Below are 11,784 nucleotides of genomic sequence, written 5' to 3'. Positions count from 1 at the left end.
AAAGATTTTTTTTGAATCTTTTATCTATAAATCAGCGAAAAATCTTTTTAAAAATGCAACAAAACACAGTAACACTAAAAAATATAGCTTTAGAAACAGGATTTTCGATATCAACAGTCTCAAAAGCTTTGAATGATAGTCATGAAATTAGTACACTAACTAAAGAGAAAATAATAAAAATAGCCTCAGCGTTAAATTATACACCTAATTTTTTTGCACGAAATTTAAAAAAGAAAAAAAACTTCATAATAGGTGTTATTATTCCTGATTTTAGAAACGATTTTTTTTACAATTTAGTAAACGGAATAACAGAAGAAACAAGTGAAAATAGTCATCGGGTTATGATATATCAAACTTGTAATAATCCTAATAAAGAAGTGAATTATATTAAATTATTATCAGAAGATATTATTGACGGGTTAATTGTTTGCACCTCTTTTTTTTCAGAAAAATATTTAGCAGGTAATAAAAGTTATTATAATATTTCAAAAAGTAATACTCCATTTACAATAATAAATAAAAAGAATGTTGTTACAGAAGATACTAAAGAGTTGACAACCAATTATGGTAAAAAAATAGTAAACGATTTAATCGTTAGGATAAGACAAAATAATGTACAATTAAAAGCTTCTTAAGGTGATTTTAATAGCAGATAGTGGTTCTACAAAATGTGATTGGTTTTTGTATGAACTTATAAATAATAAGGTTGTCAAAAGGTTAAGAACGGCAGGTGTAAACCCTTCTGTTTTAAAGAAAAAAAGTATTCATCAAATTCTTACGAATAGTAAAGAGTTGAATGAGTTTAAAAATGAAATAACTGCTGTTTTTTTTTTTGGAGCAGGTTGCAATAATATAAAAGCAGAACGAAAAGTAAAAAAAGTGTTTAATAGCTATTTTAATAATTTATCAAAAATAGTAGTTAAAGAAGATTTAATGTTGGCAGTACTGTCAGCATCACGTAAACCATCGGTGGTAGCTATTTTAGGTACAGGCTCTAATTGCTGTTTTTTTAATGGAAAAACAATTGAGCAGAGAGTAAAAGCAATGGGATATATTTTAATGGATGAAGGTAGTGGTAATCATTTAGGAAAAGAAGTTTTAAGAGCTTATTATTATAAAGAATTACCGGAAGATTTAAAGTTTTCGTTAGAAAAAGAATTTAATTTAAATAACGATAAAGTACTTTCTAAATTATACGGATCAAAAATGCCTAATAAATATTTAGCCAAATACGCTCGTTTTCTATTTGAAAATATTGAGCATCCGTATGCTAAAAGTATAATAACCAGTTGTATATCTGAATTTATTGATAAGCAGTTGCTTAAGTATAGTAATGAGTTAAATAAAGTACCTATATATTTTATTGGATCTATAGGATACCATGCCCGAGAAATAATAAAAGAAGTATTAGAAAAAAGACAAATAAAAGCACCTGAAAACTTTATTAGAAGACCATTAATAGCGTTTATAGAATCAATAAAAGACGATAATTCTTTTTTAAAAAAATTAGCATAAGTAATGCTTTTTGGTAATATTTCTCTGTATTTAAAATAATTTAAAATGAGTAAATTTGATATTCATCTTATGGGAAAAATAAAAAAAATAGCAGTCATGACCTCAGGAGGGGATTCTCCTGGCATGAACGCGGCAATTAGATCGGTGGTAAGAGCATGTGCCTATTACCGTACTGAATGCATGGGAATTTACAGAGGGTATCAAGGTTTAATAGAAGGCGATTTAGTTCCGTTCACGGCTCGTAGCGTTAATAATATTATTCATAAAGGAGGTACTATACTAAAATCAGCAAGATCAAAAGATTTTAGAACTAAAGAAGGAAGGCAAAAAGCTTATGAAAATTTAAAAGAGCATAAAGTCGATGCCCTAGTTGTAATTGGAGGAGACGGTTCTTTTACAGGAGGTGTTGTGTTTAATAAAGAATTTAATTTTCCAATTATAGGAATACCAGGTACAATAGATAATGATATTTCTGGTACCACACACACTATCGGGTATGATACCGCCTTAAATACAGCGGTTGAAGCTATTGATAAAATTAGAGATACAGCATCATCACATAACCGATTGTTTTTTGTGGAGGTGATGGGAAGGGATGCAGGGTTTATAGCTTTAAATGCCGGAGTTGGTGCAGGAGCAGAAGAAATACTAGTGCCTGAAGAAAATTTAGGGCTAGAAAGAATGTTAGAGTCATTAAAAAAGAGTAGACGAACCGGAAAATCATCAAGTATTGTAGTGGTATCAGAAGGAGATAAAACAGGAAAAAATGTTTTTGAATTAGCTGATTACGTAGAAAAAAACCTACCAGAGTATGAAGTTAGAGTTTCGGTTTTAGGACACATGCAAAGAGGAGGGTCTCCAACATGTTTTGATAGAGTTTTAGCAAGTAGATTAGGTGTAAAAGCAGTAGAACTTTTATTAGATAATCAAACAAACTTAATGGTAGGGTTACAAAATAATAAAGTGATTACTACCGATTTAGAAAAAGCAATTAAAGGACAAGATAGTATTGATTTAGAACTGTTACGAGTTTCTGATATCATGACTACATAAAACAGAAAATTAAAATAATAAATATGATTAAAATAGGAATTAACGGATTTGGAAGAATAGGTAGAATTGCTTTTAGAGCTGCAATTAATAGAGATAATGTAGAAGTTATTGCAATTAACGATTTACTAGATGTCGATTATTTAGCATATTTATTAAAGTATGATTCTGTTCATGGGCGTTTTAACGGTGAGGTTACTGTAAAAGACGGACAATTAATTGTAAACGGAAAAAAAATTAGAGTTACTGCTGAAAGAAATCCAGAGAATTTAAAATGGAATGAGGTAGGAGCTGATTATGTAATTGAATCAACAGGTTTCTTTTTAACAACTGAAAAAGCAGGACTACATATTAAAGGAGGGGCAAAAAAAGTATTCATTTCAGCGCCATCAAAAGATGCTAAAATGTTTGTAATGGGTGTTAACCATACCGAAATGAAAAAGGAAGATACAATTGTGTCAAATGCATCATGTACAACAAATTGTTTGGCACCCTTATCTAAAGTATTAAATGAAAAATTCGGAATTGTTGAAGGATTAATGACAACTATACATGCAGCCACTTCAGGACAAGGAGTAGTTGATAGCCCGAATGGAGATAGAAGAAGAGGAAGGTCGGTTTTAAATAATCTAATTCCAGCATCAACCGGAGCTGCAAAAGCAGTAACAAAAGTAATTCCTGAATTAGAGGGTAAATTAACAGGAATGGCAGTTAGGGTTCCTGTAGCTGATGTATCTTTAGTCGATTTAACTTTTAAAACTGAAAAAGCAACCTCTTTAGTAGAAATTAAAGCAGTTTTAAAAGAAGCGTCAGAAGGTAGTTTAAAAGGAGTTTTGGGATATACAGAAGATAAAGTAGTTTCGCAAGATTTTGTGTCTGATACGAGAACATCTATAGTTGATGCCGACGCTTGTTTAGAACTAAATAGTAATTTTTACAAGGTGATATCATGGTATGATAACGAATATGCTTATGCAACTAAAATTGTTGATTTATTAACGTATTCTGCATCATTGTAATCTTTATTTACATAAGTTAAATAGCCTGATAGTTTTGATAATTATCAGGTTTTTTTATTGCGATAATCTTTATATTTGTAATCTTCTTTTTTTTAAGAAAAAAATTAAGTTTTTTTTAATAAAACGACTCATAGTATTCAAAATATAAAGAAAATGATTAAGATAGGAATTAACGGATTTGGAAGGATAGGTAGGCTAGCTTTTCGCTCGGCAATTAATAGAGATAATATAGAAATTGTAGCAATTAATGATTTGTTAGATGTAGATTATTTAGCATATTTATTAAAATATGATTCTGTTCACGGGCGTTTTAAAGGAGATGTAGAAGTAAAAGATGGCAATTTAATTGTAAACGGAAAAGTAATTAGGGTTACAGCTGATAGAAATCCCGAAAACTTAAAATGGAATGAGGTATCGGCTGAATATATTATAGAATCAACAGGTTTTTTTACAGATAAAGATAAAGCAGCATTGCATATAAAAGGAGGGGCGAAGAAAGTAATAATTTCAGCACCTTCTAAAGATGCAAACATGTATGTAATGGGGGTAAATCATACTGATTTAACAGCAAGTGAAAATGTTTTTTCAAATGCATCTTGTACAACAAACTGTTTGGCACCATTGGTAAAGGTTATTAATGATAATTTTGGTATGACAGAAGGATTAATGACAACGGTGCATGCGGCAACATCAACTCAAAATACGGTAGATGGACCTAATAAAAAATGGAGAAGAGGGCGTTCGGTAGTAAATAACATCATTCCAACATCAACAGGAGCAGCCAAAGCAGTAACAAAAGTAATTCCTGAAATGTTAGGTAAGTTAACAGGAATGGCTGTAAGGGTTCCTGTAGCTGATGTTTCACTAGTTGATTTAACTTTTAAAACAGCAAAAGCAACTTCATTAAATGAGATTATGGTTGCTTTTAAAGCAGCCTCTGAAAATGAGTTTAAAGGTATTATAGGCTATACTGAAGATGAGGTAGTTTCTCAAGATTTTGTATCAGAAACAAGAACATCAGTAATTGATGCTGAAGCAAGTTTAGAACTAAATGAAAACTTTTTTAAAGTAATTTCTTGGTACGATAACGAATTTGGTTATGCTACGAAGATTGTTGATTTATTAGAATATTCAGCATCTTTGTAAAAAAAGATGATTTTAATTTAATATTGATTCCCGCTATTAGCGGGAATTTTTAATTAGTTTTATAATTATGGAAATAGCAATTATTGCACATGATGGCATGAAAGCAGAAATGGTACAGTTTTTAAATGAACATAAAACCGTTTTGCATCAAAAAAATATAACACTTATATCAACTGGAACTACAGGAGCTAAAGCAGAAAAAGCAGGCTTTAAGGTAACAAAATTTTTATCAGGACCTTATGGTGGTGATGCTCAAATAGCAAGTAGAGTAGCCGAAGGTTTATGTAATATGGTATTGTTTTTTAGAGATCCGCATGAAAAACATCCACATGAACCAGACATTACCATGTTGTTGCGTTTGTGTGATGTACATGACGTTCCGTTAGCAACTAATCCTGCGACAGCAGAATTATTAATGAAAGCTATTTAAAAATTAGTTAGTTAAATTTAAGGAAGGTTAAAAACGAATAGAACTAATATAGGTCCAAATAATAAAAAGGATTTGTAAGGGTATTCTAAACCATAGATAACTAAGTCCATTACCATCAAATGTACCTTTTTGGTAATTTATTTTGTTTAATGAAGCATATATATTAGCAGGTAGCATTAAAACTAGGAAAATGATGAGTAACCATCCTGAAATTATTTGAAATTTGGGAATTAATAGTCCTACGGCTAAAAGTATTTCAAATATACCTGTTAAATAAATAATATTTATTTTATAAGGTATAAAGCTAGGAATCATCATTGACATTCCTTTTGTGAAAATAAAATGCCCTATAGCTGTAAATAATAACATTGTTGCTATTGCTATTCTGGCTGAAAGAGTAAAGTTGTGTTCTTTTTGTGTAAATTTAATAACAAAAAGAACTACTACGAAAGTTAATAAAAGAACGGTTAATGGTTTCATTTTTTTTGTATTTTATAAATACAAATGTCAGAAAAGAATAAGGAAAATAAATGAATCTAAGTTAACTAATACGTTTTCTTATTCTGCTTAAGGCTTGTGGCGTAACTCCAATATAAGAGGCTATATATTTTAATGGAATTTGCTGTAATAGTATTGGTCTTTCAGTAAATAAATTTAGGTAGCGTTCTTCAGCGCTTTTATTTAATAAGGAGAGTTCTCTTTTAGATTTTAATAGAAACATTTTTTCGGCCATTTTTCTTCCAATAATATTTCCATTACTTGTATTGTTGTATACTTCTTGTAAATCGTTATTTGAAATTTTTAACAGGGTTGTTTCGGTTAGTGTTTCTATTTGATATTTGGATGGTGTTTGTGTTAAAAACGAATCATAAGCGGTAACAAATTCGTTATCAAATAAAAAGCCAAATGTTAAATCGTATTTAACATTTGGAATATAAAGTCTTACTATTCCTTTAGAAATAAATGATAGATGATTTTCTATCTTTCCAGCTTTTAATAGTGTTGTATTATTTTTTAACCTAACTTCTTGTAGTTTTGAAGAGAAAAATTGCCAATCGATATCATTCATTGGCGAAATAGTGTCAATAAATTTTCTAAGATTGTTCATTTTTTATTGTAAAAGATAATAGTAAAAAATTAAGCTTAAATTTAATTACTATTTAACAGCAATCATACTAATTTCTACATTTACAAATTTAGGTAAATTGGCAACTTCAACGGTTTCTCTTGCAGGTGCAGTGGTTTCATCAAAGTATTGAGCATAAACATCATTTATTTTAGAAAAGTTATGCATGTCTGATATAAAAATAGATGATTTTACTACGTTTTCGAAAGTCATTTCAGCAGCGGCTAAAACTTCTTTCATGTTTTCCATTACCTGTTTTGTTTCGTTTTCAATAGAATTTATAACTAGTTCCCCTGTGGTTGGGTGTAGCGCTATTTGACCTGAGGTATATAATGTATTTCCGCTTAAAATAGCTTGATTGTATGGGCCAATTGGAGCAGGAGCTTTGTGAGTCGTTATAATTTTTTTCATTCTTTTTTTATTTTCAAAAGTTGTTTTTATTCATAATATTTTAGAAAAGAACTCTATCAGGTGGTTTATTTTTATCCCACTTTAAATCACTTAGCATAGAAGATTTTACACCGATAAAGAAATTGTAAGAAGAATTTATACCAAAGGGAGTCCAGTTAAAGTTTAAACGCCAGCTATCTAAATCTCTAGAAAAAGAAAGCCTGGTGTAAGTAAATGCGTTATCTTTTATGTCGTAACCAGAAGAAAAACCAACTTTCCATTTTGGAGATAATTCAACATCACCACTAAACATTAAAGAGTTACTACCAACACTACTTTCAAGTCCGTTGTTTGAGTAATTCATAGCGTAGGCTAAATTTAATGTCCAAGGAATTTTTGCTTTGTATAATTCGGTTTCTTTCGTTTTGTTTTCTTCGTTGTTTTGTCGATTATTAGGATTATTTGCAAAACCATTAGTAGGAGACATGTTTTGACCAAATACATCAGGAGTATCTTGGGCTCCGTTACCATTGTTTTTGGTGTCTTCTTTTTTTCCTTCTTCTTTTTTTTCAAAATCTTTACTCGATAACGAATAGTTTGCGGTAACTCCAAAGCGTGTAAGCCTTAAAATACCAGCATTAAATCTATTTATTCTTTGTCCTTTATCGTTAACTTGATAAGGATCAAAACTAGCATTTACATTTAAAGCTAATTTATCTTTAAATAAACGAGTACCAGCATTTGCACTTACAGGACTCCATCGTAAACTATCAGCAGCAATATTGTAACTAGTACTAAAGTTTAAATTGTTTAAAATGGTTATTTTTTTATCTTCTTCATCACTATCTGGGTCTTTTGGGGCCACCTTAGCTTCTAAAACGTTGTTAACCGAAATACCGATAGAGTTAGAAATACCACTACCAGGAGTACCATAGATGCCTCCTTCAAAAGGAGAATAGGTAAGTAAATCGGTAGGATCTGAATTTTGTCGTACTTTTAAATCGTGATCTTGCGCAAAATTAGGTCGATATCCGTAAGAAATAGAAGGTCTTATAGTGTGTCTAATGGCTTTTAATCGTCCTTTTTTAAAATTAAAAGTTCCGTATATATTTGTTGATAACGAGGCACCAAAATTGTATTCATGAAAACGGTTAAAACCACTGATGGTGTCATTTACAGCAGCTCCTAAATTTCCATTAGAATTTACAAAATTAGGGTCGTATCGTTTGTTAATTTTATCAAAATACCAAACTTCTTTATAATTTATACTTGGTGATAACGTAAAGTATTTGAAAGCTTTTATGTTTGTGTTTGTACTTAAATTGTGTTGAATCCCCTTTTTTGCTGTTCTAAACATTTTTTCGGTAAAAAATTCATCATCAGTAGTGTTAATCTGATATTTACCTTGCATGCTATAATTTAATCCCATTTTTTGAATAGGTGTTCTTTTAACACCGTCTTTTCCTGCAAAAGGGTATATACGATCCATGTTTAATTGTAAAGATGGAAGCGTCATTGTTATTTTTTGAGTATTCGTGTTTTGAGAATGGGTAGCAGTAACGTTAATATTAAAAGGTGTACCAACAAACTTTTTATAGTAAGAAATGGATGAGCTTAAAGTATTGGTTAAAAATTGAGAGTTATTAAATTCATTTAACGATTGTCTATAGTATTTACTACTACCTAAATTAACTGAAGCAGAAAAACGAGAGTTTGGACTCGATTTTGCGTCCTGACTATGGCTCCATCGAATATTAAAGTTCGATGATTTACTATAATCACTTAAGCCCCTAAGACCTCTAATAATATTTTCAAAACGTACACTAAAGTTTCCGTTAAATTTATAACGAACATAATAATCTGAGTCAGCTCGTAATCCCCAACTACCATTGGTGTATAAATCTCCTAAAAGGGTTAAGTCAAAATAGTCACTTAGGGCAAAATAATATCCTCCATTTTGTAAAAAGAAGCCTTGAGTGTTGCTATCTCCCCATGAAGGAATGATAAATCCAGAAGTTCTTTTGTTAGTCATAGGAAAATAAGCAAAAGGTAAATATACTGGTGTAGGTACATCTGCTAAAACTAAATTACTACCTCCTACAATTATTTTTTTTCCAGGAACTAACTTTGCTTTATTTGTTTGAATATAATAATCAGGTATTTTCTTTTTTGAAGTAGTAAAACGCAATCGACGCATATAAATAGTTGAGTCATTTACACGTTTTGTTTTTTGAGCATAGGTAATAATTTCACCTTGCACGGTTTTTACTCCATAAATTAAAGCCTTTTTAGTTTTAAAGTTAAATATAATTGAATCTTGTTCTGATTCCTGACCACCTTGTTTAAATACTGGTCGTTGATGATAGCCTAAACTATCTTTTATACCTCTTGCATAAACAGTATTGTTTTTATAATCTAACACAATTATACCAGATTTTAAGTCAATATCAGTATAAGTTACTTGAGCATTATTATATAAAGTTACTGTTTTGTTTTTAGCGTTTTGAATGGTGTAATCTTCAGCATTGTGAGTAATAATACCTTCAATAACTTCTTTGGGTTTAATAGAATCGTTATTGATGGAGTCTTTTTTAATGGGTAAAAGATCTTTTAAATTTATTTTAGGCAAAGAGTCTTTAGGCGTGTCTAAAGAAGGCTTTTTTTTAGTTTTTTGATTAGGTGTTTTAGTGTTACCAAAATCTTGCGCTACACTTAATTGAAAACAAAAAAGGTAGAAAACTAAAAGTATGTAAGTTAGATTTGTTCGCAATGTTATAAATACTATTTTTGTGTTATATTTAAAAGCTTGGCAAGCTCTTTGAATATCAAAATATAAAAAACCAAAAATAGTTAAATTTTATTGATGCAATTCTTAAAATTACGTAAATATAATCACCTAAAAATTTATTTTTTATTTTTAATCTCATTATTCTTTATTTTGGGGTTTTCAGCAAAAATTTCTGCTCAAAAAAAATATACTGTAGTACTTGATGCAGGGCATGGAGGTAAAGATCCTGGTAATGTTGGTAATGGTTATAAAGAAGCAAAAGTTGCATTAAGAGTTGCTTTAGATGTAGGAAAAGAGTTGTTAACAGCTAGAGATATAGAGGTGATTTATACTCGAAAGAAAGACGTTTTTGTTGAGTTACATAACCGAGCAAAAATTGCCAACACAAAAAAAGCCGACTTATTTGTGTCTATTCACTGTGATGCATTTCACAAATCAGAACCTAATGGAGCAAGTACATTTGTGTTAGGGTTAAATGGAAATAAAGAAAATCTCGAAATCTCTAAACGAGAAAATGCCGTGATTTTATTAGAGGATAATTATAAACAAAACTATGATTATGATCCAAATTCACCAGAGTCAGTTATAGGTTTATCAGTACTTCAAGAAGAGAATTTAGATAATAGTTTAGGAATTGCCAGTTTTGTTCAAGGTAATTTTGTGGCTTTAAAAAGAAATAACAGAAAGGTAAAGCAAGCCAACTTTTTAGTGTTAAGAGAAACAGTAATGCCAAGTGTTTTAATTGAGTTGGGTTTTTTGACAAATAAAAAGGAAGGGAAGTTTTTAAATACAAGGTCTGGACAAATAAAAATGGCAAAAGCAATTGCTGATGCAATAAAAAAATACATAAATAGGTTAAAATTAAATACGGTTCAACAAGTAGTTGCAACAAAAGTGGCGCCTAAAAAAGTTTCAAAAAAAATAACACAAAAACCAGCACCAAAAGTAATACCCAAAAAAGTACCAGCTAAAAAAGTAATTGTAAAAGCTAAAACACCAGCTAAAAAAATAGTTGCAGCAATTACATTTAAAGTGCAAATAGCAGCTTCAAAAACCAAATTAAATAATACCAATTTTAATTTTAAAGGTTTAAAAAATGTAGAATCAATGTTTATTGATGGTTATCATAAATATTACCATGGTAATTCTTCAAGTTTTACAGAGATAAAAAAGATTTTATCAAAAGTTAGAAAAACAGGATATAAAGATGCTTGGGTTGTTGCTTTTAAAGGTAAACAGAAAATTTCAATCAAGGAAGCATTGAAAAACCTTTAATTTAGAGGGGTTCTATATTTATAGAACCAAAATTATTACTATTTTCGTGCTATAATTTTTTATAATGTCAAAAGAACTTAAAACAGGAATTGTTGCTGTAATAATTATAGTGTTATTTATTTGGGGATACAATTTTTTAAAAGGACAGGACTTATTTAATGGTAATAATCGTCACTTTTTTGTTGAATATGAAAATATTAATGGGCTTAATACCGCTAGTTTAGTAACTATTAATGGTTTAAAAGTTGGTAAGGTTGATGATATCTCATTTAATCCAACTCCTGAAAAAAAAGGAATTTTATTAGTTAAAATATCATTAGACACTGATTTTAGTTTTTCTAAAAATAGTATTGCTAAAATATATTCAGCTAGTTTAATGGGAGGGCAAAATTTAGCAATTGTTCCTAAATATGATGGTCAAACTGCGGTTTCTGGAGATTATTTAATAGGTAAAGTCGAAGCGGATATTTTTTCATCAGTAGGAGAAAAATTAAATCCTATTCAATCAAAATTAGAAAACGTATTGGTAGGAGCAGATTCTTTATTAAATGGAGTCAATGAAGTGCTCGATAAAAAATCACGTAAAAGTTTAAATAGAAGTATTATTGGTTTAGAAGGCGTAATTTATGATGTTCGCAAAACGCTATCATCAGTAAATACACTATTGGTAACTAATAAAGATAATTTAGATTCGACACTTAACAATGCTAAAAAAATTACCGATAATTTTTCTAAAATATCAACAGATTTAGCAAAAGCTAATTTAGGAGAAACAGTTAAAAAATTAGAAACAACATTAACCAATGTAAACGGTTTATTAGCAAATATGAAAGCTGGTAAAGGAACCTTAGGAAAGTTAATGACCGATGATAAGATGTATACAAATTTAACCAATGCATCTAAAGAAATGGAAGAGTTGTTACGTGAAATGAAATTAAATCCAAAAAGGTTTGTTCATTTTTCATTATTTGGTAAAAAAGCCAAAGCATATAATGAAGAAAATAACACAAAAAATATAAGTAATAAATAAGCTAAGGTTAACCAA

General features: G+C 29.7%; 12 protein-coding genes. 8 read left to right on the top strand and 4 right to left on the bottom strand.

Annotation, left to right across the window (positions count from 1 at the left end; translation table 11 throughout):
* Positions 1 to 53: 53 nt before the first annotated feature.
* From BA195_RS07750 to BA195_RS07725, 6 genes are all read left to right on the top strand, one after another.
* Positions 54 to 635 carry a LacI family DNA-binding transcriptional regulator gene (locus BA195_RS07750; protein WP_068704180.1) on the top strand — a complete coding sequence of 194 codons (582 nt, stop codon included), beginning with the start codon at positions 54 to 56 and terminating at the stop codon, positions 633 to 635.
* Position 636: 1 nt separating this feature from the next.
* Positions 637 to 1,515 carry a BadF/BadG/BcrA/BcrD ATPase family protein gene (locus tag BA195_RS07745; RefSeq protein WP_068704175.1) on the top strand — a complete coding sequence of 293 codons (879 nt, stop codon included), beginning with the start codon at positions 637 to 639 and terminating at the stop codon, positions 1,513 to 1,515.
* Between the two features lie 69 nt (positions 1,516 to 1,584).
* Positions 1,585 to 2,568: a 6-phosphofructokinase gene (pfkA, locus tag BA195_RS07740; protein WP_068704173.1), complete on the top strand. Its 984-nt coding sequence runs from the start codon at positions 1,585 to 1,587 to the stop codon at positions 2,566 to 2,568.
* A 23-nt stretch (positions 2,569 to 2,591) separates the two neighbouring features.
* Positions 2,592 to 3,584 carry a type I glyceraldehyde-3-phosphate dehydrogenase gene (gene gap / locus BA195_RS07735; RefSeq protein ID WP_068704171.1) on the top strand — a complete coding sequence of 331 codons (993 nt, stop codon included), beginning with the start codon at positions 2,592 to 2,594 and terminating at the stop codon, positions 3,582 to 3,584.
* Positions 3,585 to 3,737: 153 nt separating this feature from the next.
* Entirely contained in the window at positions 3,738 to 4,730 is a 993-nt protein-coding gene (gene gap / locus BA195_RS07730; RefSeq protein WP_068704168.1) for a type I glyceraldehyde-3-phosphate dehydrogenase, read from the top strand.
* Positions 4,731 to 4,797: 67 nt separating this feature from the next.
* Entirely contained in the window at positions 4,798 to 5,160 is a 363-nt protein-coding gene (locus BA195_RS07725) for a methylglyoxal synthase (protein ID WP_068704167.1), read from the top strand.
* A gap of 27 nt (positions 5,161 to 5,187) precedes the next feature.
* Here the strand turns inward: BA195_RS07725 and BA195_RS07720 are convergent, their stop codons facing one another.
* From BA195_RS07720 to BA195_RS07705, 4 genes are all read right to left on the bottom strand, one after another.
* The gene (locus BA195_RS07720) at positions 5,188 to 5,640 is read right to left on the bottom strand and encodes a DoxX family protein (RefSeq protein WP_068704166.1); all 453 of its coding nucleotides are present in this window, start codon (positions 5,638 to 5,640) and stop codon (positions 5,188 to 5,190) included.
* 61 nt (positions 5,641 to 5,701) lie between these two features.
* Positions 5,702 to 6,268 carry a Crp/Fnr family transcriptional regulator gene (locus tag BA195_RS07715; protein ID WP_068704165.1) on the bottom strand — a complete coding sequence of 189 codons (567 nt, stop codon included), beginning with the start codon at positions 6,266 to 6,268 and terminating at the stop codon, positions 5,702 to 5,704.
* Positions 6,269 to 6,316: 48 nt separating this feature from the next.
* A complete protein-coding gene (locus tag BA195_RS07710; protein WP_068704164.1) occupies positions 6,317 to 6,697 on the bottom strand; it encodes a Rid family detoxifying hydrolase in 381 nt (126 codons plus the stop codon).
* A 40-nt stretch (positions 6,698 to 6,737) separates the two neighbouring features.
* Positions 6,738 to 9,446: a putative LPS assembly protein LptD gene (locus tag BA195_RS07705; RefSeq protein ID WP_176714971.1), complete on the bottom strand. Its 2,709-nt coding sequence runs from the start codon at positions 9,444 to 9,446 to the stop codon at positions 6,738 to 6,740.
* 93 nt (positions 9,447 to 9,539) lie between these two features.
* Between BA195_RS07705 and BA195_RS07700 the strand changes: the two genes are divergently transcribed.
* Both BA195_RS07700 and BA195_RS07695 read left to right on the top strand, forming a co-directional pair.
* On the top strand, positions 9,540 to 10,739 hold the full coding sequence (locus BA195_RS07700; RefSeq protein WP_068704161.1) for an N-acetylmuramoyl-L-alanine amidase family protein: 1,200 nt from the start codon (positions 9,540 to 9,542) through the stop codon (positions 10,737 to 10,739).
* A 64-nt stretch (positions 10,740 to 10,803) separates the two neighbouring features.
* A complete protein-coding gene (locus BA195_RS07695; protein WP_068704159.1) occupies positions 10,804 to 11,769 on the top strand; it encodes an MlaD family protein in 966 nt (321 codons plus the stop codon).
* The last annotated feature ends 15 nt before the right edge of the window (positions 11,770 to 11,784 follow it).

Origin of the sequence: Tenacibaculum soleae, from assembly GCF_001693415.1 — a bacterium.
GTDB lineage: Bacteria > Bacteroidota > Bacteroidia > Flavobacteriales > Flavobacteriaceae > Polaribacter > Polaribacter soleae.
The sequence above is the reverse complement of the archived record's forward strand: the minus strand, read 5'-3'. Positions and strand labels throughout refer to the sequence as shown.

Excerpts from the sequence above, each read along its gene's own strand:
- BA195_RS07725 (WP_068704167.1), top strand. The coding sequence starts at position 4,798 with ATGGAAATAGCAATTATTGCACATGATGGCATGAAAGCAGAAATGGTA.
- BA195_RS07720 (WP_068704166.1), bottom strand. The coding sequence starts at position 5,640 with ATGAAACCATTAACCGTTCTTTTATTAACTTTCGTAGTAGTTCTTTTT.
- gap (WP_068704171.1), top strand. The coding sequence starts at position 2,592 with ATGATTAAAATAGGAATTAACGGATTTGGAAGAATAGGTAGAATTGCT.
- BA195_RS07715 (WP_068704165.1), bottom strand. The coding sequence starts at position 6,268 with ATGAACAATCTTAGAAAATTTATTGACACTATTTCGCCAATGAATGAT.
- pfkA (WP_068704173.1), top strand. The coding sequence starts at position 1,585 with ATGGGAAAAATAAAAAAAATAGCAGTCATGACCTCAGGAGGGGATTCT.
- BA195_RS07710 (WP_068704164.1), bottom strand. The coding sequence starts at position 6,697 with ATGAAAAAAATTATAACGACTCACAAAGCTCCTGCTCCAATTGGCCCA.
- BA195_RS07700 (WP_068704161.1), top strand. The coding sequence starts at position 9,540 with ATGCAATTCTTAAAATTACGTAAATATAATCACCTAAAAATTTATTTT.
- BA195_RS07695 (WP_068704159.1), top strand. The coding sequence starts at position 10,804 with ATGTCAAAAGAACTTAAAACAGGAATTGTTGCTGTAATAATTATAGTG.
- BA195_RS07750 (WP_068704180.1), top strand. The coding sequence starts at position 54 with ATGCAACAAAACACAGTAACACTAAAAAATATAGCTTTAGAAACAGGA.
- gap (WP_068704168.1), top strand. The coding sequence starts at position 3,738 with ATGATTAAGATAGGAATTAACGGATTTGGAAGGATAGGTAGGCTAGCT.